Below are 24860 nucleotides of genomic sequence, written 5' to 3'. Positions count from 1 at the left end.
CTTGCAGGCGACAAGGCTCAGGCCTGCGGGCCTGAGCGTAAAGCGAGGGAAAGTCTACCGGAGAAATGGCGCTTACGCGGTCTCTACCGTCGGAAAACTCTTGACCAGGTCGTCCAACTGCTTCAACTGGGCCAGGAATGGCTCCAGCTTGTCCAGGCGCAGGGCGCATGGGCCGTCGCACTTGGCGTTGTCCGGGTCCGGGTGGGCTTCCAGGAACAAACCTGCCAGGGACTGGCTGATGCCGGCCTTGGCCAGGTCCAGTACCTGGGCACGGCGCCCGCCAGCGGAATCGGCGCGACCACCGGGCATTTGCAGCGCGTGGGTCACGTCGAAGAACACTGGGTATTCGAACTGTTTCATGATGCCGAAACCGAGCATGTCCACCACGAGGTTGTTGTAGCCGAAGCTCGAACCACGCTCGCAGAGGATCAACTGGTCGTTACCCGCTTCCACGCACTTGTTCAGGATATGTTTCATTTCCTGAGGCGCGAGGAACTGGGCTTTCTTGATATTGATCACAGCGCCGGTCTTGGCCATCGCGACCACGAGGTCGGTCTGGCGCGACAGGAAGGCCGGCAACTGGATGATGTCGCACACCTCGGCAACCACGGCAGCCTGCTCAGGCTCGTGGACGTCGGTGATGATCGGCACGCCGAAGGCTTGCTTGATGTCCTGGAAGATCCGCATGCCTTCTTCAAGGCCCGGGCCGCGGTAGGAGGTCACGGACGAACGGTTGGCCTTGTCGAAGCTGGCCTTGAATACGTAGGGGATACCGAGTTTCTCGGTCACCTTCACGTACTCTTCACAGACCTGCATCGCCATGTCGCGGCTTTCCAGCACGTTCATGCCGCCGAACAGCACCATGGGCTTGTCGTTGGCAATCTCGATGTCGCCTACGCGAATGATCTTCTGGGCCATCAGGTTTACGCCTTCTTCTGATGTTGCGTCAGTGCTGCTTTAACGAAGCCGCTGAACAACGGGTGGCCGTCGCGCGGGGTCGAGGTGAACTCCGGGTGGAACTGGCAAGCCACGAACCATGGATGATCCGGTGCTTCAACCACTTCAACCAGCGCGCCATCACCGGAACGACCGGAGATTTTCAGGCCGGCTTCCATGATTTTAGGCAGCAGGTTGTTGTTCACTTCGTAGCGGTGACGGTGACGCTCGACAATCACGTCCTTGCCGTAGCAATCGTGAACCAGGGACCCCGGCTCCAGCAGGCAATCCTGCGCGCCGAGGCGCATGGTGCCGCCCAGGTCGGAGGCTTCGGTACGGGTTTCGACGGCGCCAGTGGCATCTTCCCACTCGGTGATCAGGCCCACTACCGGGTGGCCGCTGGTGCGATCGAACTCGGTGGAGTTGGCGTCTTTCCAGCCCATCACGTTACGGGCGAACTCGATGACCGCCACTTGCATGCCCAGGCAGATACCCAGGTACGGCACCTTGTTCTCACGAGCGTACTGGACGGCAGTGATCTTGCCTTCCACGCCACGCAGACCGAAGCCGCCCGGAACCAGGATGGCGTCAACGCCTTCCAGCAACGCGGTGCCCTGGTTCTCGATGTCTTCGGAGTCGATGTAGCGCAGGTTGACCTTGGTACGGTTGCTGATGCCCGCGTGGCTCATCGCTTCGATCAGCGACTTGTAGGCGTCCAGCAGCTCCATGTACTTGCCGACCATGGCGATGGTGACTTCATGCTCAGGGTTGAGCTTGGCGTCGACCACGGCTTCCCATTCGGACAGATCGGCGCCACCACACTGCAGGCCGAAGCGCTCGACGACAAAATCATCCAGGCCCTGGGAATGCAGGATGCCCGGGATCTTGTAGATGGTGTCGGCGTCTTCCAGGGCGATTACCGCACGTTCTTCAACGTTGGTGAACTGGGCGATCTTGCGACGGGATGCGATGTCGATCGCGTGGTCGGAGCGGCACACCAGCACGTCCGGCTGCAGGCCGATGGAACGCAGTTCCTTGACCGAGTGCTGGGTAGGCTTGGTTTTGGTTTCGCCGGCGGTGGCGATGTATGGCACCAGCGTCAGGTGCATCAGCATCGCGCGCTTGGCGCCGACTTCGAAACGCAACTGGCGGATGGCTTCGAGGAACGGCTGGGATTCGATGTCACCCACGGTGCCACCGATCTCGACCATTGCCACATCGGCATCGCCTGCACCCTTGATGATGCGGCGCTTGATTTCGTCGGTGATGTGCGGGATCACCTGGATGGTTGCACCCAGGTAGTCACCACGGCGCTCCTTGCGCAGCACGTGCTCGTAGACACGGCCGGTGGTGAAGTTGTTGTTCTGGGTCATGGTCGTGCGGATGAACCGCTCGTAGTGGCCCAGGTCCAGGTCGGTCTCGGCGCCGTCGTGGGTGACGAACACTTCACCGTGCTGGAACGGGCTCATGGTGCCCGGGTCAACGTTGATGTACGGGTCCAGCTTGAGCATGGTGACCTTAAGTCCCCGCGCCTCCAGGATGGCCGCCAATGAAGCGGAGGCAATGCCTTTCCCCAATGAAGAAACAACACCGCCCGTGACGAATATGTAGCGCGTCATGAAAAACCCTAGAAGTCTGCGTTAAAGCGGTCCGAGCCGCCGGGGAAAGCGAAGGAAGGCCGAAGCCCCCGATCACCTGCATTAATCACAGTGCACCTTTCAAAAAAACCGCCGCGTTGTGACAGACCAGCAATGAAACACCGGTACGTTGATCGCTACACATTTTTTGGAATCGCCCAGCAAAGACTGCTTGGTAATCGGCAACTGCTGCGATTCAGGCGAATCCACAGAAGTTGTATCAAGAAGGGAGCGTAGTCTACCGGAAAGGCTCTATCAGCTCAAACCTTGATCGCAGGTTGGTGGCATCCAATGTAATTGCCAGCCGGTACCGCCACCCGCCGCAAGCCCCGGCAGGTTGGCCGCAGCCAGCAATTGCTGGCCCTGATACAGCAGCGGCAATCTGCCACGGATGAAGCCTGGCACCGCACTTTCGTTAAGCAAGCGCTTCAGGTCGCGCCGGCCCCGGCCTGGCAATTCCATGATTTCACCGCCCTGGCGATAACGGATGCTCAGGGGGCCTTCGGGTGCACTGCCGCTGAAGCGCACTTGGCCGTTACCGGGTAACTGTAGTGGGTTTTGCGGGTGCAGCCAGCTCACCGACGCGTCAAAAAATTCCGACCAACTGGCAGGTAACCACCAGATAAGTCCACCACAACGGTGCAATTGACCGTCGGCCAGGCGCCACAGTGGCTGTGCATCGTGTTTGGCGTCGCGCAAGGTCGCCCAGCCGGTCCAGTGGTCGCTGTCGGGCAAGCGTGTCAGCGGTGTCAGCCAGTGCCTAAGTGCGTTGCGCTGGCGGGCATCGGAGAGCGCGGCAAGCGGTTCAAGGGTCAGCGAAGGCAATGCCAGCCAGGGAAACACCGGGTGCTGGCTGGCGGCCAGCAGGTCCATCTGCGCCAGTTCGTCGAGCAAGCCGTGGGCTTCGCTCAGATGTTCGGCGCTGCGGGCCATGGTGCTGACGGCTTGGGGCCAACGTTCAGTCAGGCGTGGGAAAACATGGTGGCGCAGGTAATTGCGGGAGAAACGCGGATCAGCGTTCGACGGGTCTTCGATCCAGGTCAATTGATGTTCACGGGCGTAGGCTTCAAGCTCGGCGCGAGACACATCCAGCAAGGGTCGCACCAGATAGCCACCTGCCAAAGGGCGCTGCGCGGGCATTGCCGCCAGGCCACGCACGCCAGCCCCACGCAACAGCCGAAACAGTAAGGTTTCTGCCTGATCGTCACGGTGCTGGCCCGTGACCAGCAACTCCCCTGCCCCGGTGACCTCGGCAAACGCCTGATACCGCGCGTCACGGGCCGCGCGCTCCAGGCTTGCACCTTGTTGCACTTGCACGCGGATCACCCGCAGAGGCACGCCCAAGGCGTCGCACACGGACTGACAATGGGCCGGCCACGCATCCGCCGCAGCTTGCAGCCCATGATGAACATGGATAGCGCTGAGTGGCGGGAGCTTGTCGATTTTGGCCAGCGTGGCCAGGAGGTGCAGCAGGACGGTGGAGTCGAGGCCGCCGGAGAAGGCGATATGCCAGGCCGGGGCGTTGCGCCAGGGGGCGAGGATTTGCAGGAGCTTGGCGGGCAGAGTTGGTTTCATCGCAAAGTACCGCCGCAAAACTGGAACACGATAGCCAAGCATACACAAAACAAATGTGGGAGCCGGGCTTGCCCGCGATGCAGGCAACTCGGTTTATCTAGTGCACCGAGTTGATGCTATCGCAGGCAAGCCAGCTCCCACACAAGCCCGCTCCCACATTTAGTAACGCGTCGGCTTAGAGACCGTAGCTCATCAGGCGCTCGTAACGACGGGCCAGCAGCGCCTCGTTGTCGAACTTCTTGAGCATCGCCAACTGCGAGCTGAGTTCGGCACGAATGGTCGCGGCAGCGGCAGCCGGGTCACGGTGGGCGCCGCCCAATGGCTCGGCGATCACCTTGTCCACGATACCCAGGCCTTTCAGGCGATCGGCAGTGATACCCATGGCTTCCGCGGCATCCGGTGCCTTCTCGGCGGTTTTCCACAGGATCGAGGCGCAACCTTCCGGCGAGATCACCGCGTAGGTGGAATATTGCAGCATGTTCAGCTGGTCGCAGACGCCAATCGCCAATGCGCCGCCGGAACCGCCTTCGCCGATCACGGTAGCGATGATTGGCGTCTTCAGTCGCGCCATTACCCGCAGGTTCCAGGCAATCGCTTCGCTCTGGTTGCGCTCTTCAGCGTCGATACCCGGGTAGGCGCCCGGGGTGTCGATGAAGGTCAGGATCGGCATCTTGAAGCGCTCGGCCATTTCCATCAGACGACACGCCTTGCGGTAGCCTTCAGGGCGCGGCATGCCGAAGTTGCGGCGGACTTTCTCGCGCACTTCACGGCCTTTCTGGTGACCGATGACCATCACTGGCTGGTCGTCCAGGCGAGCGATACCGCCCACGATGGCGGCATCGTCGGAGAAGTGACGGTCGCCGTGCAGCTCATCGAACTCGGTAAAGATATGGTCGATGTAGTCCAGGGTGTACGGACGGCGCGGGTGGCGGGCCAGGCGCGCGATCTGCCAGCTGGTCAGCTTGCCGAAGATGTCTTCGGTAAGCGTGCTGCTCTTGTCTTGCAGGCGAGCGATTTCATCGCCGATATTCAGCGAATTGTCATTGCCGACCAGGCGCAGCTCTTCGATCTTGGCTTGCAGGTCAGCGATCGGCTGTTCGAAATCAAGAAAATTCGGGTTCATAAGCGTCCGTCTTGGGTCGACGGCCAAGGAGTGCCTGGCCAGCCGGTTGTCTATTCGCGCCCTACCTTAAGGGAGAGGCGCGGTTAGGTCGAGATTAAATGTTCGGTCGAGATCAGGCGATCTTCGTACTGCCTGACCGTCAACGGTATTGGAGGAAGACGTTGTCACGCCCGAACTGGTCACGCAATGCTTGAATCAAGCCATCGGCGGGGTCAATTCGCCACGTCTCGCCAAACTGCAACATCGCCTTGGCGTCGTTGCCGGTGTACTCCATGGTCACCGGGCAGGCGCCACGGTGGCGTTTAAGCAAGTCACCCAACCAGCGTAGCTGATCGCCTTTGAGCGCATCGGTCTTGACCTTCAGGCGCAGGCTTTCGGCCAGGTTGGTGCGAGCATCTTCCATGCTCATCACGCGCTTGATCCGCAGGCGCAGGCCGCCGGAGAAGTCGTCGTTGCTGACCTCCCCTTCCACCACCACCATCGCGTCGGTCTGCAACAGCGACTGGGCGGAATGGAATGCATCGGCAAACAGCGAGGCTTCGATCCGGCCCGAGCGGTCGTCGAGGGTGATGAAGCCCATCTTGTCGCCCTTTTTATTCTTCATCACCCGCAGCGCGATGATCATGCCTGCGACGGTTTGGGTATCCCGCGCCGGCTTCAGGTCGATGATGCGCTGGCGGGCGAAACGCCGGATTTCACCTTCATATTCGTCAATCGGGTGACCGGTGAGGTACAGGCCCAGGGTGTCTTTCTCACCCTTGAGGCGCTCCTTGAGGGTCAGGTCCTTGGCCTTGCGATGGTTGGCGTAGACGTCGGCATCTTCTTCGACGAACAGCCCGCCAAACAGGTCGGCGTGGCCGCTGTCGTGGGTGCGTGCGGTCTGCTCGGCGGCCTTGATCGCTTCTTCCATGGCGGTCAGCAATACCGCGCGGTTGCGGTCGATATTGGCCTGGTACGCCTTCGGCTCATCATGGAAGTACGGGCCCAGGCGATCCAGGGCGCCGCTGCGGATCAAGCCATCCAGAGTACGTTTGTTGATGCGCTTGAGGTCGACCCGGGCGCAGAAATCGAACAGGTCCTTGAACGGCCCGTCCTGACGCGCTTCGGTAATCGCCTCCACCGGGCCTTCGCCCACGCCCTTGATCGCGCCGAGGCCATAGATGATGCGGCCTTCGTCGTTCACCGTGAACTTGAACTCGGAAGTGTTCACGTCCGGCGCGTCGAGGCGCAGCTTCATGGTGCGCACTTCCTCGATCAAGGTCACGACCTTGTCGGTGTTGTGCATATCCGCAGACAGTACCGCCGCCATGAACGGCGCCGGGTAGTGAGCCTTCAGCCACGCAGTCTGGTAAGACACCAGGCCATAGGCGGCAGAGTGGGATTTGTTGAAGCCGTAACCGGCGAACTTTTCCACCAGGTCGAAGATGTTACCGGCCAGGTCGGCATCGATGTTGTTGGTGGCGCAACCTTCAATGAAGCCACCGCGCTGCTTGGCCATTTCCTCGGGCTTTTTCTTACCCATGGCTCGACGCAGCATGTCCGCGCCGCCGAGGGTATAGCCGGCCATGACCTGGGCAATCTGCATCACCTGTTCTTGATACAGGATGATGCCGTAGGTCGGTGCCAGTACCGGCTTGAGACCTTCGTACTGGTAGTCGGAGTGCGGGTAAGCCAGCTCGGCACGCCCGTGCTTACGGTTGATGAAGTCATCCACCATGCCTGACTGCAACGGGCCCGGACGGAACAGGGCCACCAGTGCGATCAAGTCTTCCAGGCAGTCGGGCTTGAGCTTTTTGATCAGCTCTTTCATGCCGCGGGATTCAAGCTGGAACACGGCCGTGGTTTCGGCTTTTTGCAGCAGGCTGTAGGTCGGCTTGTCATCCAGCGGGATAAACGCGATATCCAGCGGTGGCTCATTGACCTTGGCGCGGTCGCGGTTGATGGTCTTCAGCGCCCAGTCGATGATCGTCAGGGTACGCAGGCCGAGGAAGTCGAACTTCACCAGGCCGGCCGCCTCCACGTCATCCTTGTCGAACTGGGTTACCAGGCCGTCGCCTTCTTCGTCGCAATAGATCGGCGAAAAGTCGGTCAGCTTGGTAGGCGCGATTACTACACCACCGGCGTGTTTACCGACGTTACGCACCACGCCTTCGAGCTTGCGCGCCATGTCCCAGATTTCAGCCGCTTCTTCATCGACCTTGATGAAGTCCCGCAGGATTTCTTCCTGCTCGTAGGCTTTTTCCAGGGTCATGCCGACTTCGAACGGAATCATCTTCGACAGGCGGTCAGCCAGGCCGTAGGACTTGCCCTGTACCCGGGCCACGTCGCGAATTACCGCTTTCGCCGCCATGGAACCGAAGGTGATGATCTGGCTTACCGCGTTGCGGCCGTATTTCTCGGCCACGTATTCAATAACCCGGTCGCGACCATCCATGCAGAAGTCGACGTCGAAGTCGGGCATCGATACCCGTTCCGGGTTAAGGAAACGTTCGAACAGCAGGTCGTATTCCAGCGGGTCGAGGTCGGTGATCTTCTGCACATAGGCCACCAGCGACCCGGCACCCGATCCACGGCCAGGTCCCACCGGCACGCCGTTGCTTTTGGCCCACTGGATAAAGTCCATTACGATCAGGAAGTAACCGGGGAACCCCATCTGGATAATGATATCCAGCTCGAAATTCAGCCGGTCGACGTAGACCTGGCGCTTGGCCTCGTAATCTTGCGTGGTGTCCTTGGGCAACAGGACGCTCAGGCGTTCTTCGAGGCCGTCGAAGGACACCTTGCGGAAATACTCGTCGATGGTCATGCCATCGGGAATCGGGAAGTTGGGCAGGAAGTGCTTGCCCAGCTTCACTTCAATATTGCAGCGCTTGGCAATTTCGACGGAGTTTTCCAGGGCCTCGGGCAGGTCACTGAACAGCTCGGCCATTTCATCGGCGCTTTTGAGGTACTGCTCCTCGCTGTAGTTCTTCGAGCGGCGCGGATCGTCCAGCGCCCGGCCTTCGCCGATGCATACGCGGGTTTCGTGGGCCTCGAAGTCTTCCTTCTTGATAAAGCGTACATCGTTGGTCGCGACCAGCGGCGCGCCAAGCTTTTCAGCCAGGGCCACAGCGGCATGCAACTGCTCTTCATCGTTGGGGCGGTTGGTGCGCTGGATTTCCAGGTAGAAACGGTTGGGGAACACCTCCATCCACTCACGGGCGAGCACTTCAGCCTCATGAGGATTGCCGCCCAACAGCGCGATACCGATTTCACCCTCTTTGGCCGCCGAGAGCATGATCAGCCCTTCGCTGGCTTCGGCCACCCACTCGCGCTCGATGATGATCGAGCCGTTGCGCTGGCCATCGATGAAGCCACGGGAAATCAGTTCGGTGAGATTGCGATAACCCACGCCGTTCATCGCCAACAGGCTGATGCGGCTCAGCGGGTTATCCGGGTCTTTGTTCGACAGCCAAAGGTCGGCGCCGCAGATCGGCTTGATGCCGGCGCCCATGGCGGCCTTGTAGAACTTGACCAGGGAGCACATGTTGTTCTGGTCGGTCACCGCCACGGCAGGCATGTTCATGCCCACCAGGGTTTTGACCAGGGGTTTGATCCGTACCAGGCCGTCGACCAGGGAGTATTCAGTGTGCAGGCGCAGGTGAACGAATGAAGCCGGCATAGTGATCCTGTACAAAACGTGGAGACAACAAGGCCCGGATTGTACCGGGCCTTGGCAAAAACATCAGCCTTGCTGCTAAACCTCGATCAGGCTTTCCCGAGCCTCGAAAGCCTGGCGAACCGGGGCAAACGAGCGGCGGTGGATCGGGGTCGGGCCCAGGCGAGCCAAAGCTTCCAGATGAACGGGCGTCGGGTAACCCTTATGGCCACCAATCCCGTAGCCGGGATAGATCAATTCGAAAGCCGCCATTTCACGGTCACGGCTGACCTTGGCCAGGATCGATGCAGCGGCAATCGCCGGCACCTTGCTATCACCCTTGACCACCGCTTCAGCCGGCATCGTCAGCTTCGGGCAGCGGTTGCCGTCGATCATCGCCATTTTTGGCGTGATGTGCAGGCCTTCAATAGCGCGCTGCATGGCCAGCATGGTGGCGTGCAGGATGTTCAGTTCGTCGATTTCTTCGACCTCAGCCCGGGCGATGTGCCAACTCAGGGCTTTCTCGCAGATCTCGTCGTAGAGTTTTTCGCGACGGGCTTCGGTGAGTTTCTTCGAATCGTTGAGGCCAAGGATCGGACGGTTTGGATCGAGAATCACCGCGGCGGTGACGACTGCGCCGCACAGCGGGCCGCGTCCGACTTCGTCAACACCGGCAACCAGGTCAAGGGCATCGGCGACCAGGCTGAAATCCAGGCCCATTTGCGTCTTCATAGGGCTTCCTGCTTATGACCGATCAACGTCAGCACGGCATCCGCCGCCTGGTTCGACGCATCACGGCGCAAGGTGCGGTGGATTTCGTCGAAACCACGGGTCTGCTCTTCGCCACCGTCGATCAACGGGAAAAGGGTTTGCGCCAGGGCTTCAGGCGTCGCATCGTCCTGCAACAACTCGGGCACCAACAGACGCTGGGCCAGCAAATTCGGCAGGGAGATGTAGGGGCTTTTGACCATACGCTTGAGAATCCAGTAGGTCAGCGGCGCCAGGCGATAGGCAACGACCATTGGGCGCTTGTAGAGCAAGGCCTCAAGGGTCGCGGTGCCGGAGGCGATCAGCACCGCATCGCACGCCGCCAGTGCCAGGTGCGAGCCCCCGTCGAGCAGGGTCAACGGCAAGTTGCGCCCTACAAGCAATTCTTCAATTTGTGCACGGCGCTGAGGACTGGCGCATGGCAATACGAAGCGCACACCCGGCTTCAGCGCCTGCAGGCGTTCGGCTGCATCAAAAAACAGCGCGCCGAGACGACCGACTTCGCCGCCACGGCTCCCCGGCATCAAGGCCACCAGCGGACCTTCGGGCAAACCCAGTTCGGCACGCGCGGCAGCACGGTCGGCCTGCAGAGGAATGGTATCGGCCAGGGTGTGCCCGACAAACCGCACCGGCACGCCCTTCTCTTCGTAGAACCTGGCCTCGAAGGGCAGCAGGGTCAGCATCAAGTCGCAGCCTTCGCGAATCTTGAGCACGCGCTTTTGCCGCCACGCCCACACGGACGGGCTGACGTAATGCACGGTCTTGATCCCGGCCTGACGCAATTTGAGTTCGATATTGAGGGTGAAGTCCGGCGCGTCGATTCCGATAAAGACGTCGGGCTTTTCTTCGATCAGGGTCTGGATCAGCTTTTTGCGACGGGCCAGCAGCTCGCGCAAACGGCCCAGCACCTCCACCAGCCCCATGACCGACAAGCGTTCCATAGGGAAGTAGGACGTCAGGCCTTCAGCCTGCATCAACGGACCGCCGACACCGATGAATTCAACCGCCGGATGCTGGAGCTTGAGGGCCCGCATCAGGCCTGCACCGAGAATATCGCCGGAAGCTTCTCCGGCCACCAACGCTATACGCAGCCTGGCCATGATCAGCGGGTGATGCCGCGAGTCGACGACTGGATAGAGTCACGGAATATCGCGACTTCCGGAAACAATGCGGCTGGCTCCGTCAGTTCGATCAAGGCCTGGTCGACCGTCAGCCCCTGGCGGTAAACCACCTTGTAGGCGCGGCGCAGGGCGTGGATCGCGTCTTCGCTGAAGCCCCGACGGCGCATGCCTTCGAAGTTCATGCTGCGGGCCTCGGCCGGGTTGCCGAACACGGTGACGAACGCCGGAACGTCCTTGCCGATGGCGGTACCCATGCCGGAAAAGCTGTGGGCGCCGATATGGCAGTACTGATGCACCAGGGTAAAGCCGGACAGGATCGCCCAATCGTCAACGTGCACATGGCCGGCCAACGCAGTGTTGTTGACCAGGATGCAATGGTTGCCGATTACGCTGTCATGACCGATATGCGCATAAGCCATCACCAGGTTGTGGTCACCCAGGGTGGTCTCGGCACGGTCCTGGACAGTACCGCGGTGAATGGTCACGCCTTCACGGATGATGTTGTGATCACCGATTACCAGACGTGTTTCTTCACCCTTGTACTTCATGTCCGGGGTGTCTTCGCCTATCGATGAGAACTGATAGATACGATTGTGTTTGCCAATCCTCGTCGGGCCTTTGAGGATCACATGCGGCCCGATGACTGTCCCCTCGCCGATTTCCACACCTGCGCCGACGATCGACCAAGGGCCGACCTCAACGTCGGCGGCCAGTACGGCCGTCGGATCGATGATTGCGCGAGGGTCAATCAAACTCATAGTTTGCGTTCCGCACAGATGATTTCAGCCGAGCACACCGGCTTGCCGTCGACCGAGGCCTGGCATTCGAACTTCCAGATCTGGCGCTTGCAGCTGATGAACTTGGCTTCAAGGATCAACTGGTCACCCGGAGTTACCGGGTTGCGAAAGCGCAGTTTGTCAGAGCCCACGAAATAGTAGAGCGTGCCATCGGCAGGCTTCAGGTCGAGCATTTTGAAACCAAGGATACCGGCAGCCTGGGCCATCGCTTCGATGATCAATACGCCTGGCATGATGGGATGCGCAGGGAAGTGACCGTTGAAGAACGGTTCGTTGATGCTGACATTCTTGTAGGCACGAATGCGCTTTTCCTCAACATTGAGGTCCGTGACCCGGTCCACCAGCAGGAACGGGTAACGGTGAGGCAGGTATTCGCGAATCTCGTTGATGTCCATCATTTCGGGGGGAAGCCTGTAATAAAGATTGGGAGCATGCGGACTAAGGCACGCCCCTCTAGCAAATCAAGGAGGCAGTCTAGCGGCTGTGCACACTTGATATGGAAATGGTATCAGCCATCTGATGAAGCATTACCGCCAGGGGTCACGTCCCCAACACGCTTTTCCAGATGTTTCAGGCGCCGAGCGATATCGTCGAGCTGCCTCAGACGCGCCGCGCTCTTGCGCCATTCGGCCGCAGGCTGCATGGCCGTACCGGATGAGTAGGACCCAGGCTCGGTAATCGAATGGGTCACCATGGTCATGCCGGTGATGAATACGTTGTCGCACACTTCGATATGGCCCACCAGGCCAACACCCCCGGCGAGCATGCAATGCTTGCCGATCCTGGTGCTGCCGGAGATCCCCACGCAGGCGGCCATGGCGGTGTGATCGCCAATCTGCACGTTGTGGGCGATCTGAATCTGGTTATCCAGTTTCACGCCGTTACCAATGACGGTATCGGCCAGGGCTCCGCGGTCAACGGCAGTGTTGACGCCAATTTCAACGTCATCGCCAATCAACACGCCGCCCACTTGGGCAATCTTGTGCCAGACACCCTTCGAGTTGGCGAAGCCGAAGCCCTCGCCGCCAATCACGGCACCGGACTGAATCACCACACGCTCACCGATACGCACATCGTGGTACAGGGTCACACGCGGAGCCAGCCAGCCACCGGCACCAATCTCGCTGCGCGCGCCGATAAAACACTGGGCACCCAGCGTTACACCCGCCCCGATGCGTGCACCGCTTTCAATCACCACAAAAGCACCGATGCTCGCGGCAGGGTCAACCTGAGCGTCATCGGCGATCACCGCCGTCGGATGGATACCGGCGGGGGCCTTGGGTTTCGGATCGAACAGGTGCGACACCCGGGCGTACGCCAGGTACGGATCGGCAACAACCAGCGCGTCCCCGGCAAAACCTTCGGCGTCAGCGGCCTTCAGCAGCACGGCTGCGGCGCGGCTTTCGCCCAGGTATTTACGGTATTGGGGGTTTGCCAGGAAGCTCAACTGAGCTGGGCCAGCCTCCTGCAAGGTGGCTAGCCCAGTGATTTCCTTCTCCGCGGAGCCACGCAAGGTGGCTCCCAGGAACTCGGCCAATTGGCCGAGCTTGATAGTCGCAGTCATGGCTTACTTCAGCTGATTCATGCGCTCGATCACCTGACGGGTGATGTCGTACTGAGGTTTAACGTCGATGACCGCACCGCGTTCGAATACCAGGTCAAAGGCACCTTTCTTGATGACTTCTTCCACAGCGCTGTCGAGTTTCGGCTTCAACTGCTTGAGCATTTCGCGGTCGGCAACTGCCTTGGCTTCGTTCAGCTCCTTGGACTGGAACTGGTAGTCACGGGCCTTTTGCTTGAATTCAAGCTCCAGACGCTCGCGCTCGCCTTGCTGCATCTTGTCGCCACCGGCTACCAGACGATCCTGGATGCCCTTGGCGCTGCTTTCCAGCGTCTTGAGCTTGGTCAGTTGAGGACCGAATTTCTTCTCGGCATCTACGGCATATTTCTTGGCCGCATCGGATTCCAGCAGCGCCATCTGATAGTTCAGAACGGCAATTTTCATTTCGGCAAAGGCCGGGGTCGCTACCAGGACAGTCGCCAGGAGAACCAATTGAGTCAACTTACGCACGATGCACTCCTACAGAATCCGTTGTCGTTATCTTGGGTCAGACGCTTAGAACGTCTGGCCGAGGGAGAATTGGAAAATCTGGGTTTCAGCGTTATCCGGTTTCTTGACCGGCATGGCCAGAGCAAAGCTCAATGGGCCAAGCGCGGTAACCCAGGTCACACCGACACCGACAGAGCTTGCCAGGTTGCTGAAGCTCACGTCGTTGCACTGCGTGTTGGACTTCGAGCCATTCGGGTTGGTGACCTGTTCGCACTTGGAGTCGAATACGTTACCCACATCCCAGAAGACCGAAGTACGCAGGGAACGTTGATCTTTAACGAATGGCAGCGGGAACAGGATTTCCGCACCACCCTGGATCAGCACGTTACCACCGAATGGCAGCGGGTCGTTGTCCGAGTCAGCCACGGTACCTTTGTTACCCGTTACATCCGCACCACGACTTGGGGTACCACGAGGGCCCAAGGTGCTGTCCTTGAAACCACGTACCGAGTTGAAACCACCCGCATAGTAGTTCTCATAGAACGGCAAGCCGCTGGTCGAACCGTAACCGTCGCCATAACCCAGCTCGGTGTGCAGGCGCATGGTGTAGTTTTCGCTCAAAGGCTGGAACAACTGACCACGGTAGTCGAGTTTGAAGAACGACAGGTCGCTGCCCGGCGTGGTTGCTTCCAGGGTCAGGCTCTGGGAGTGGCCGCGGGTCGCGAGTACGCCTTTGTTCAGGGTCGATTCCGACCAGCCGGCCGAAGCCTTGAAGTTCAGGAACTGGTCGCCTTCTTTACGCACGAAGTTGAAGATCTCATCCACGGTGTACACACCGGTCTTGATCTTGTCCTGCTGCGCGGTCAGGCCGAAGGTCAGACGCGAGGTCTCACTGATCGGGTAACCAATGTTGGCACCAACACCGAAGCTGTCGATTGCATAGCTTGCAACGTCAACGTCGAGGTCTTTGTAGTCGGTTGTGCGATAAAAGGCGTTGTAGCCCAGGCTCACGCCGTCAGCAGTCCAGTAGGGGTCGACATAACCGAAGTTATAGCGGCTCTGGTATTCGCTTCGGGTCAGGCCGATGGAAACCTTGTTACCGGTACCGAGGAAGTTGTTCTGGGTGATCGAACCACCGAGGATCAGGCCGGCACTCTGGGCGAAACCGACACTGGCGGTAATCGAACCGGAGGCTTGCTCTTCTACGGCGTAGTTCACGTCAACCTGGTCATCCACACCCGGTACAGCCGGGGTTTCAACGTTGACTTCCTTAAAGAAGCCCAGGCGCTCGAGGCGAACCTTGGACTGGTCGATCAGGTAAGTCGACGCCCAGCCACCTTCCATCTGACGCATTTCGCGGCGCAGCACTTCGTCGGCAGACTTGGTGTTGCCACGGAAGTTGATGCGGTTCACGTAGGCACGCTTGCCCGGGTCTACAACGAAGGTGATGTCCACGGTGTGGTCTTCGTCGTGCGGGGTCGGTACGCCGTTGACGTTGGCGAAGGTATAGCCTTCGTTACCCAGGCGACGGGTGATCAGCTCGGAGGTGGTGGTCATCAGCTTGCGCGAGAACACCTGGTCCTTCTGCACCAGCAACAGGGACTTGACCTGGTCTTCAGGCACTTTCAAGTCGCCGCTGAGCTTGACGTCACGAACCTTGTACTTCTCGCCTTCGTTGACGTTGACAGTGATATAGACGTGCTTCTTGTCCGGGGTGATGGACACCTGGGTCGAAGCGATATCCATGTTGATATAGCCGCGGTCCAGGTAGTAGGAACGCAGGCGCTCCAGGTCACCGGAGAGTTTTTCACGGGCATACTTGTCATCGTTCTTGAAGAACGACAGCCAGTTGGTGGTCTTGAGTTCGAACAGGTCGATCAGGTCGTCATCAGCAAACTTGGTGTTACCCACCACGTTGATGTGCTGGATGGCCGCCACGGTGCCTTCGTTGATGTTGACCTTCAGGCCGACGCGGTTACGCGGTTGCGGCACCACTTCGGTCTCGACGGTAGCCGAGTAACGACCCTGGGCAACGTACTGGCGTTGCAGTTCGTTACGCACGCCTTCGAGGGTGGCACGCTGGAAGATCTCGCCTTCGGCAAGGCCGGATTGCTTGAGGCCTTTCATCAAGTCTTCAGTGGAGATCGCCTTGTTGCCTTCGATCTCGATACTGGCGACAGAAGGTCGCTCGACGACAGTGATGACGAGGACGTTACCTTCGCGACCCAGTTGGATATCTTGAAAGAACCCGGTTTTGAACAGCGCACGAGTGGATTCCACCAGGCGACGGTCATCAGCCTGTTCCCCGACGTTCAACGGCAAGGCACCAAAGACGCTACCCGCGGAAACCCGCTGGAGGCCGTTGACGCGAATATCGGAGATGGTGAAGGACTCGGCGTGAACTTCGGCGATCATCAATACGGTGAGAACCGCAGTTAGCAGCAGACGTTTCATGAAGTCCTTTCTTATTCCAACTGGCAATAAACAAACTGCCGCAAAATGCGGCAGATTCGCAATTCAGCGAAGCGTTACAGTCGTCCCAGATCGTTGACCAGGGCTAATAACATCACCCCGACCACCAAACTGATACCGATCTGTATCCCCCAACCCTGCACCCGATCCGACAAGGGGCGACCACGCGCCCACTCGACCAGATAAAACAACAGATGCCCCCCATCCAATACTGGAATGGGCAACAAATTCAGAACCCCAAGGCTAATACTCAGATAAGCCAGGAAATTCAGGAAATCTACAACGCCCGACTGGGCAGAAGCGCCCGCCACTTTAGCAATGGTTATCGGTCCACTCAAGTTTTTTACCGAGAGCTCGCCGAACAACATTTTCTTGAGGGAATCGAGGGTCAGCACACTCATGGTCCAGGTGCGTCTCGCACCCTCGCCAATCGCTGCCAACGGCCCGAAGCTGACCTCTCGAACCATCGAAGGTGGCCAATCGACACCTTTGACGCCGGCCCCCAGGTAACCCCCGGCTGCCTTGGCTTCCCCACGAACCGCCAGGGTCACAGGGACGTCGATTTGAGCACCATCGCGCTCAACTTTCAGCACAATTTTGGTATCAGGGCGTACACGCACCAGGTCGACCACCTGCTGCCAGTCACTCAGCGCCTGGCCATCGAGGGCCAGCAGGCGATCACCGGTTTTCAGACCCGCGGCCTGGGCCGGCCCCTTCGGATCCAGCTCCGCCAGCACCGGCGGTAAGGCCGGACGCCATGGGCGAATGCCCAGGGATTTGATCGGGTCAGGCTCATCGGAGCCTTTCAGCCAGTGATCCAGGGCCAGCTCGCGCGAGGTTTCGGTGGTGGAATCCTGATCGCGCACCACCAGTTTCACGATGCCGCTTTCACCCAGGCGACGCACCAACTGCAAATTGACGGCACCCCAGCCGGTGGTTGGCTCGCCATCAACTGCAACAATTTCTTGCCCGGCAGTCAGGCCGGCCTTCGCCGCCATGCTGTCGGCCTCGACGGCACCGATCACCGGACGCACCTGCTGGCTGCCCAACATGGCCAGGACCCAGAAGAACACCATCGCCAACAGGAAATTCGCGATCGGGCCTGCCGCGACGATGGCGATGCGCTGACGAACGGTCTTGCGGTTGAAGGATTGATCCAACTGATCAGCCGGCACTTCGCCTTCGCGCTCGTCGAGCATCTTGACGTAGCCGCCCAATGGAATGGCCGCAATTACGAACTCGGTGCCACGACGGTCGTGCCAGCGCAGCAACGGCATGCCGAAGCCTACGGAAAAGCGCAGTACCTTGACGCCGCAACGACGCGCGACCCAGAAATGGCCGAACTCGTGGAAGGTAACCAGCACACCCAGAGCAACCAGGGTGCCGACAATCATGTAGAGCGCACTCATCTAATTTCTCCGCATTTCAATCCAGTGCCTGAAGGCTTGAACACACCCAGAGGCTAACGCGTATTGCGGCTCAACCAGTGCTCGGTCAAGGCCCGGGCCTTTGCATCCGCTTCGAACACCGCGCCCAGATCATTCACCGGGACGACGGGCTCAAGGCTCAAAACGTCCTCGATGATACCCGCGATCTGCGGAAAGCGGATGCGCCGGTCCAGAAACGCCGCCACAGCCACTTCATTGGCCGCATTCAGCATCGCCGGGGCACTGTTACCCGCCTCCGCAGCTTGCCGCGCAAGACGCAGGCAAGGGAAGCGTTGCTCGTCGGGCGCTTCGAAGTCCAGACGGGCAATGGCAAACAGATCCAGCGGCGCAACACCCGAGTCAATCCGCTCAGGCCATGCCAGGGCATTGGCGATCGGCGTACGCATGTCCGGATTGCCCAGTTGGGCCAATACCGAGCCATCCACATAGTCCACCAGGGAATGAATCACACTTTGCGGGTGGATCACCACCTCGACCTGGTCCGGCCGGGCATCGAACAACCAGCAGGCCTCAATCAGCTCCAGGCCCTTGTTCATCATGCTCGCTGAATCCACCGAGATCTTGCGCCCCATGGACCAGTTCGGGTGAGCGCACGCCTGATCGGGAGAAACATGTTCCAGATCGGCCAGCGGCGTCTGCCGGAACGGGCCACCGGAGGCTGTCAGCAGAATCCGGCGCACGCCGACCTGGCTCAACCCGCGGGCGAAATCACCCGGCATGCATTGGAAAATCGCGTTGTGCTCGCTGTCGAGCGGCAACAGCACGGCGCCGCTCTTGCGCACCGCCTGCATGAAGAGTGCCCCGGACATCACCAGGGCTTCTTTGTTGGCCAGCAGAATCTTCTTGCCCGCATCAACGGCCGCCAGGGTCGGGCGCAAGCCGGCAGCGCCGACAATCGCCGCAACCACGGTGTCGACCTCAGGGTCTGCCGAAACCTGGCACAACCCCTCCTCCCCCACCAACACCTGAGTCGCCAGGCCCGCAGCGCGCAAGTCATCCTGCAAACCACGTGCAACTGCCGCTTCGGGCACTACTGCGTATTGCGGCGCGTGCCGCACACACAGTGCCAGCAGCTCATTCAGGCGACTGAAACCGGTCAAGGCGAATACTTGATAACGCTCGGGATGACGGGCGATCACATCCAGGGTGCTTAGCCCCACCGAGCCGGTAGCGCCCAGCACGGTTACCTGTTGCAGGCGGCTCACGAGGCAGCCATCCACAGCAGTACGGCAAAGATCGGGATCGCGGCAGTCAGGCTGTCGATACGGTCCAGCACGCCACCGTGACCCGGCAGCAGGTTACTGCTGTCCTTGATCCCGGCCTGGCGCTTGAACATGCTTTCGGTCAGGTCACCGACCACCGAGATGAACACCACCACGGCTGCGCCCACCAGGCCCAGTAGCATTTCCTTGACGGTCCAGCCACGCACCACACCGACCACCACGGTAATCACCAGGGTCAACGCCAGGCCGCCATATACGCCTTCCCAGCTTTTGCCCGGACTGACCGCCGGCGCCAGCTTGCGCTTGCCGAAGGCACGCCCGGAGAAATAGGCGCCGATATCGGCACCCCACACCAGAACCATCACCGCCATGATCAGCCAGTTACCCAGTTGCATGTGCTTGATGTAGACCAGGCCCTGCCAGGCAGGCAACAGAATCAAAAGGCCAATCACCAGCTTGCAGGCGACACTGGACCAGTGACTGCTGGTGCCCGGATAGGTCAGCACCAGATAGGTCGCCAACGCCCACCACAACACCGCCGCACCCAGCACCCAGGGCGCCACGTCCGGCAGGATGTACATCAGGAACATCAACAACGCCACGACAGCGGCATACACCACACGAGGCAACTGCGCGGCGAAACCCGCCAGGCGCGCCCATTCCCAGGCACCCAGGGTCACAACCAGGCCGATGAACAGCGCGAAGTTCGCACCTTCAAGCAGGAAAAACCCGCACAGGGCAATAGGCAGCAGGATCAGCGCCGTGATGATTCGTTGTTTAAGCATTAAACCCGGGCTCCAGCTTCGATCTGCTCGCTCGTTTTACCGAAGCGACGCTGACGGGAAGCGAAATCGGCCAGCGCATTGCGCATGGCATCGTGTTTGAAGTCCGGCCAGAACAGGTCGGAGAAGTACAGTTCGGTATAGGCCAACTGCCACAACAGGAAGTTGCTGATGCGATGGTCGCCACCGGTACGAATGCACAGGTCCGGCAACGGCAGGTCGCCGGTCACCAGGCAGGTTTGCAAGAGTTCGGGGGTAATGTCTTCCGGACGCAGATGGCCGGCCTGCACTTCCCGCGCCAGACGCTGCGCGGCCTGGGCAATATCCCACTGGCCGCCGTAGTTGGCTGCGATCTGCAGCACAAAACGGTTGCTGCCGGCAGTGATCGCCTCGGCTTCGCGCATGGCCGCCTGCAGCTCCGGATGAAACCGCGAACGGTCACCGATGATACGCAGGCTGATGTTGTTCTCGTTCAGGCGCTTGGCCTCGCGGCGCAGGGCCTTGAAGAACAGGTCCATCAAGGCACTGACCTCCTCGGCCGGGCGCTGCCAGTTTTCACTGGAGAACGCGAACAGGGTCAATACTTCGACCTTGGCCTCGGCGCACACCTCGATCACGGCTCGTACAGCGTCGACACCCGCCTTATGCCCGGCAACGCCCGGCATAAAGCGCTTCTTCGCCCAGCGATTATTCCCGTCCATGATGATCGCGACATGGCGCGGCACCACGGAGGGCACAGTCTGCTTGGTCTTTTCCATGAAGGCGTCCTGACCCCTTATACGGCCATCAGGTCCTTTTCTTTATCTTCCGTGGCCTTGGTGATCTGGGCCTCGGCATCTTTAGTCAGCTTGTCGATATCAGCAACGGCACGGCGCTCTTCGTCTTCGCTGATTTCCTTGTCCTTGACCAGCTTCTTCAGGTCACCCAAGGCATCACGACGGATGTTGCGCACGGCAACACGTGCGTCTTCTGCTGCACTGCGCGCCTGCTTGGTGAAGCCCTTGCGGGTTTCTTCGGTCAGGGCAGGCATGGAGATCAGCAGCAATTCGCCCAGGTTGGTCGGATTGAGGTTCAAACCGGCGCTCTGGATGGCCTTGTCGACGGCGCCGAGCATGTTGCGCTCGAAAGCAACGACTTGCAGGGTGCGCGAATCTTTTACAGTGATGTTGGCCACTTGGGTGATCGAGGTATCAGCGCCGTAGTAAGGCACCATCACGCTGCCCAGGATGCTTGGGTGGGCCTTGCCGGTACGAATCTGGCCAAACGCATGGTTCAGGGATTCCAGGGATTTTTGCATGCGCTCTTGAGCGTCTTTTTTGATTTCGTTGATCATTGTTCGATTTCCTCGATCAGAGTCCCTTCCGCGCCGCCGTGTACGATGTTCAGCAGGGCGCCGGGCTTGTTCATGTTAAATACGCGCAGCGGCATCTTGTGGTCGCGGCACAAGCAAATTGCCGTCAGGTCCATCACGCCCAGCTTGCGATCCAGTACTTCATCATAAGTCAGATGATCGAACTTCTCGGCATGCGGGTCTTTGAATGGGTCTGCAGTGTAGACACCGTCAACCTTGGTGGCCTTGAGCACCACGTCCGCGTTGATCTCGATACCACGCAGGCAAGCTGCCGAATCGGTGGTAAAGAATGGGTTGCCGGTACCGGCCGCAAAAATCACGACTTCCTTGGCATCCAGGTGACGCATGGCCTTGCGACGATCATAGTGATCCGTTACGCCAACCATGGAAATAGCCGACATCACGATCGCGGTGATATTGGCGCGCTCCAGCGCATCACGCATGGCCAGGGCGTTCATCACAGTGGCCAGCATGCCCATGTGGTCGCCTGTCACCCGATCCATGCCGGCAGCGCTGAGTGCCGCGCCACGGAACAGGTTGCCGCCGCCGATCACCAGACCGACCTGGACACCGATACCGACCAACTGGCCGACTTCCAGCGCCATGCGATCGAGTACTTTGGGATCGATCCCAAACTCTTCCGAGCCCATCAGGGCCTCGCCGCTAAGCTTGAGTAGAATGCGTTTATAGCGAGCCTGATGACCACTGCCCTGCTGAGCCATTGCGAATCTCTCCTGCGGCGTATTTTTTGAAAATTCTTGGCAAGCCGTTTACGGCCTGCGTTCACTCTAGCTTGACGCTGTCACAGCGCCATCGGAACACGGCTTTGTAAGCCAGTTCCAAAGGGAAACCAATAAAAATCGATCACCCCATTTGAAAAGAGGCTGCGCGCGTAAGCGGGCAGCCTCTTTTGGGCGACAGTTAAAAACTGTCTTACTTCTTGGTGGCAGCCAGCTGGGCAGCAACTTCTTCAGCGAAGTTGTCGACCGGCTTCTCGATGCCGTCGCCTACTTTGTAGTAGGTGAAGGAAACGATTTCAGCACCGGCTTTCTTGGCCAGTTCGCCAACCTTGATTTCAGGGTTCTTGACGAACGCCTGCTCAACCAGGGAAGCCTCAGCCAGGAACTTGCTGATACGGCCTTTAACCATGTTTTCAACGATGTTTTCAGGCTTGCCTTTGATTTTTTCTTCGTTCAGCTGCAGGAACACGGCTTTCTCGCGTTCGATGGCTTCAGCAGAAACTTCCGATGGCAGCAGGAATTCAGGGTTGCTGGCCGCTACGTGCATAGCGATGTCTTTGGCCAGTTCAACGTTGCCGCCTTTCAGGGCAACCACAACACCGATCTTGTTGCCGTGCAGGTAAGCACCCACAACGTCACCTTCAACGCGGGTCAGGCGACGAATGTTAACGTTCTCGCCTACTTTACCCACCAGAACCAGACGATCAGCTTCTTGAGCTTCGATCAGCGGAGCGGCGTCGGTCAGCTTGTCAGCGAATGCTTTTTCAACGCTGGCAGCGACGAAGTTCTTGAAGTCGTCTTGCAGGGCCAGGAAGTCGGTCTGCGAGTTAACTTCCAGGATAACGGCCGATTTGCCGTCTTCCTTGATTGCGATGGCGCCTTCAGCAGCCACGTTGCCTGCTTTCTTGGCAGCCTTGATGGCGCCCGAAGCACGCATGTCATCAATGGCTTTTTCGATGTCGCCGCCGGCCTTGGTCAAGGCCTTTTTGCAATCCATCATGCCTTCGCCGGTACGCTCACGCAGTTCTTTAACCAACGCTGCAGTAATCTCTGCCATTTTCAAAATCCTCTTGGATAGGTTTTCAACCATTCCACCCGATTGAACGGGCGATCAATTCTTCCCGAACCACCCTTGTAGGCCGCTGCACGTTACAGATGTTGTAGCTGCGCTGCCGACAAATGGTTTTCGAGGTGGCAAAAAGGGGGCCAAGCCCCCTTTTTGCTTACTGAGTCAACGCCAAGGCGTCAGTTACTCAGCTGCAGCTACCGGAGCTTCTTCAACGAACTGCTCGGTACCGCCAGCAACGTGGTTGCGACCACGGATTACAGCGTCAGCCATCGAACCCATGTACAGCTGGATAGCGCGGATTGCGTCATCGTTGCCTGGGATGATGTAGTCAACGCCTTCCGGGCTGCTGTTGGTATCGACTACGCCGATAACCGGGATGCCCAGCTTGTTGGCTTCGGTGATCGCGATGCGCTCGTGATCAACGTCGATAACGAACAGTGCGTCAGGCAGACCGCCCATGTCCTTGATACCACCCAGGGAACGATCGAGCTTTTCCAGGTCGCGAGTGCGCATCAGCGCCTCTTTCTTGGTCAGCTTGGCGAAAGTACCGTCTTCGGCTTGCACTTCAAGGTCACGCAGACGCTTGATGGAAGCACGGATGGTTTTGAAGTTGGTCAGCATGCCGCCCAACCAGCGGTGATCGACGTACGGCGAACCGCAACGTGCTGCTTCTTCAGCAACGATCTTGCCAGCGGAACGCTTGGTGCCGACGAACAGAATCTTGTTTTTGCCCTGGGCCAGGCGCTCTACGAAAGTCAGAGCTTCGTTGAACATTGGCAGGGTTTTTTCAAGGTTGATGATGTGGATCTTGTTACGCGCGCCGAAAATGTACTTACCCATTTTCGGGTTCCAGTAACGGGTCTGGTGACCGAAGTGCACACCGGCCTTCAGCATATCGCGCATGTTGACTTGGGACATGATAGTTCCTTAATAAGTCGGGTTTGGCCTCCACGTATCCCAATGACCAACCAGCGGCATTTGCCTCCGGCACCCAGGTCATCGTGTCGACACGTGTGTGGATTTAAGCTTTGCGGGGTATCCCCGGAAAGCGGCGCATTTTATACCACAGAGCTTGCAAAAACGAAACCCGCAATCACATTTGCCGTCAGTCGCTTTTGCCTAAGCCTTTGAATAGAGCCAGAATGCCCCCATCGTTATAGACAGAAGCGATCGCCAGACGCTCATGGTTTCACCCTTGCGTCTGCTAGAATCGCGTTTTTTGGGCTTGTGCGAATTCTGCAACCTTTTGTCGCACACCCGTAAACCGTATTGATTTCAGCGCGTCGCGCTAGAGAGAGCCTGTATGACCGTCACCCTCAAAACCGCCGAAGATATCGCTGGCATGCGTGTTGCCGGAAAACTGGCTGCCGACGTCCTGGAAATGATTGCCGAACACGTCAAGCCCGGCGTCACCACCGAAGCGCTGGACCGCATTTGCCACGACTATATCGTCGACGTGCAAAAGGCCATCCCTGCGCCGCTGAACTACAAGGGTTTCCCCAAGTCGATCTGCACCTCGATCAACCACGTGGTGTGCCACGGGATTCCCGGCGACAAGCCGCTGAAGGACGGCGACACCCTGAACATCGACGTCACCGTCATCAAGGACGGCTACCACGGCGACACCAGCCGCATGTTCCACGTCGGCACCGTGCCGGTCTGGGCCGAGCGCCTGTCGCAAGTCACCCAGGAATGCATGTACAAGGCCATCGAGATCGTCAAGCCTGGCTGCCGCCTGGGCGACATCGGTGAAATCATCCAGAAGCACGCTGAAAAGAACGGCTTCTCGGTGGTGCGCGAGTTCTGCGGCCACGGCATCGGCAAGGTGTTCCACGAAGAGCCACAGATCCTGCACTACGGCCGCGCCGGCACCGGCATGGAGCTCAAGGCAGGCATGACCTTCACCATCGAGCCGATGATCAACCAGGGCAAGGCCGACACCAAGGTGCTGGGCGACGGCTGGACCGCCATCACCAAGGACCGCAAGCTCTCGGCGCAGTGGGAACACACCCTGCTGGTGACCGAGACCGGCTACGAGATCTTCACCCTGCGTGCCGACGACACGATTCCCCGCGTTTCGGCGTAATGTTTGCACCGGTTTTCTAATAGCGACGCTGTGACCCATAGATAG

At 59.2% G+C, this 24860-nt stretch carries 21 protein-coding genes; 1 reads left to right on the top strand and 20 read right to left on the bottom strand.

Annotated features, from left to right (window positions below):
• Window positions 1-72: 72 nt before the first annotated feature.
• The 20 genes from kdsA to rpsB form a co-directional block, all read right to left on the bottom strand.
• Window positions 73-918, bottom strand: coding sequence for a 3-deoxy-8-phosphooctulonate synthase (gene kdsA / locus HX811_RS30275; protein WP_003219295.1), 846 nt, complete (start codon window positions 916-918; stop codon window positions 73-75).
• Between the two features lie 5 nt (window positions 919-923).
• Complete coding sequence (locus HX811_RS30270; protein WP_003219298.1) at window positions 924-2555, bottom strand: CTP synthase; 1632 nt, start codon at window positions 2553-2555, stop codon at window positions 924-926.
• A 273-nt stretch (window positions 2556-2828) separates the two neighbouring features.
• Entirely contained in the window at window positions 2829-4148 is a 1320-nt protein-coding gene (gene tilS / locus HX811_RS30265) for a tRNA lysidine(34) synthetase TilS (RefSeq protein WP_177048618.1), read from the bottom strand.
• Window positions 4149-4323: 175 nt separating this feature from the next.
• A complete protein-coding gene (locus HX811_RS30260) occupies window positions 4324-5271 on the bottom strand; it encodes an acetyl-CoA carboxylase carboxyltransferase subunit alpha (protein WP_003219302.1) in 948 nt (315 codons plus the stop codon).
• Between the two features lie 139 nt (window positions 5272-5410).
• On the bottom strand, window positions 5411-8932 hold the full coding sequence (gene dnaE / locus HX811_RS30255) for a DNA polymerase III subunit alpha (RefSeq protein ID WP_177036980.1): 3522 nt from the start codon (window positions 8930-8932) through the stop codon (window positions 5411-5413).
• A 75-nt stretch (window positions 8933-9007) separates the two neighbouring features.
• On the bottom strand, window positions 9008-9640 hold the full coding sequence (gene rnhB / locus HX811_RS30250) for a ribonuclease HII (protein WP_177008895.1): 633 nt from the start codon (window positions 9638-9640) through the stop codon (window positions 9008-9010).
• A complete protein-coding gene (gene lpxB, locus HX811_RS30245; protein ID WP_087694922.1) occupies window positions 9637-10776 on the bottom strand; it encodes a lipid-A-disaccharide synthase in 1140 nt (379 codons plus the stop codon). The genes rnhB and lpxB overlap by 4 nt, the downstream gene beginning before the upstream one ends.
• 2 nt (window positions 10777-10778) lie before the next feature.
• Window positions 10779-11555 (bottom strand): acyl-ACP--UDP-N-acetylglucosamine O-acyltransferase, encoded by a 777-nt coding sequence (gene lpxA, locus HX811_RS30240; RefSeq protein ID WP_003219308.1) that lies wholly within the window; start codon window positions 11553-11555, stop codon window positions 10779-10781.
• On the bottom strand, window positions 11552-11992 hold the full coding sequence (gene fabZ, locus HX811_RS30235; protein ID WP_003219309.1) for a 3-hydroxyacyl-ACP dehydratase FabZ: 441 nt from the start codon (window positions 11990-11992) through the stop codon (window positions 11552-11554). Before fabZ ends, lpxA begins: the two co-directional genes overlap by 4 nt.
• 110 nt (window positions 11993-12102) lie before the next feature.
• Window positions 12103-13158: a UDP-3-O-(3-hydroxymyristoyl)glucosamine N-acyltransferase gene (gene lpxD, locus HX811_RS30230; protein WP_102368229.1), complete on the bottom strand. Its 1056-nt coding sequence runs from the start codon at window positions 13156-13158 to the stop codon at window positions 12103-12105.
• Window positions 13159-13161: 3 nt separating this feature from the next.
• Complete coding sequence (locus tag HX811_RS30225; protein WP_003219314.1) at window positions 13162-13665, bottom strand: OmpH family outer membrane protein; 504 nt, start codon at window positions 13663-13665, stop codon at window positions 13162-13164.
• 45 nt (window positions 13666-13710) lie between these two features.
• The gene (bamA, locus tag HX811_RS30220; RefSeq protein WP_003219316.1) at window positions 13711-16098 is read right to left on the bottom strand and encodes an outer membrane protein assembly factor BamA; all 2388 of its coding nucleotides are present in this window, start codon (window positions 16096-16098) and stop codon (window positions 13711-13713) included.
• A gap of 74 nt (window positions 16099-16172) precedes the next feature.
• Window positions 16173-17525 carry a sigma E protease regulator RseP gene (gene rseP / locus HX811_RS30215; protein ID WP_008432227.1) on the bottom strand — a complete coding sequence of 451 codons (1353 nt, stop codon included), beginning with the start codon at window positions 17523-17525 and terminating at the stop codon, window positions 16173-16175.
• A gap of 53 nt (window positions 17526-17578) precedes the next feature.
• Window positions 17579-18769, bottom strand: coding sequence for a 1-deoxy-D-xylulose-5-phosphate reductoisomerase (gene ispC, locus HX811_RS30210; protein ID WP_177048609.1), 1191 nt, complete (start codon window positions 18767-18769; stop codon window positions 17579-17581).
• Complete coding sequence (locus HX811_RS30205) at window positions 18766-19572, bottom strand: phosphatidate cytidylyltransferase (protein WP_008432232.1); 807 nt, start codon at window positions 19570-19572, stop codon at window positions 18766-18768. The genes ispC and HX811_RS30205 overlap by 4 nt, the downstream gene beginning before the upstream one ends.
• A complete protein-coding gene (uppS, locus tag HX811_RS30200) occupies window positions 19572-20327 on the bottom strand; it encodes a polyprenyl diphosphate synthase (RefSeq protein WP_003219323.1) in 756 nt (251 codons plus the stop codon). Before uppS ends, HX811_RS30205 begins: the two co-directional genes overlap by 1 nt.
• Window positions 20328-20344: 17 nt before the next feature.
• The gene (gene frr / locus HX811_RS30195; RefSeq protein WP_003219325.1) at window positions 20345-20902 is read right to left on the bottom strand and encodes a ribosome recycling factor; all 558 of its coding nucleotides are present in this window, start codon (window positions 20900-20902) and stop codon (window positions 20345-20347) included.
• Window positions 20899-21642, bottom strand: coding sequence for a UMP kinase (gene pyrH / locus HX811_RS30190; RefSeq protein WP_003219327.1), 744 nt, complete (start codon window positions 21640-21642; stop codon window positions 20899-20901). The genes frr and pyrH overlap by 4 nt, the downstream gene beginning before the upstream one ends.
• Before the next feature lie 211 nt (window positions 21643-21853).
• On the bottom strand, window positions 21854-22717 hold the full coding sequence (gene tsf / locus HX811_RS30185; RefSeq protein WP_008432237.1) for a translation elongation factor Ts: 864 nt from the start codon (window positions 22715-22717) through the stop codon (window positions 21854-21856).
• 192 nt (window positions 22718-22909) lie between these two features.
• Entirely contained in the window at window positions 22910-23647 is a 738-nt protein-coding gene (gene rpsB, locus HX811_RS30180) for a 30S ribosomal protein S2 (RefSeq protein WP_003219330.1), read from the bottom strand.
• A gap of 385 nt (window positions 23648-24032) precedes the next feature.
• Here rpsB and map point away from each other — a divergent pair, with 385 nt between their 5' ends.
• Complete coding sequence (map, locus tag HX811_RS30175) at window positions 24033-24815, top strand: type I methionyl aminopeptidase (RefSeq protein ID WP_008432239.1); 783 nt, start codon at window positions 24033-24035, stop codon at window positions 24813-24815.
• Window positions 24816-24860: the final 45 nt, after the last annotated feature.

It is taken from the genome of Pseudomonas sp. F8002 (assembly GCF_013385495.1).
In the GTDB taxonomy this organism is placed as follows: domain Bacteria; phylum Pseudomonadota; class Gammaproteobacteria; order Pseudomonadales; family Pseudomonadaceae; genus Aquipseudomonas.
The sequence above is the reverse complement of the archived record's forward strand: the minus strand, read 5'-3'. Positions and strand labels throughout refer to the sequence as shown.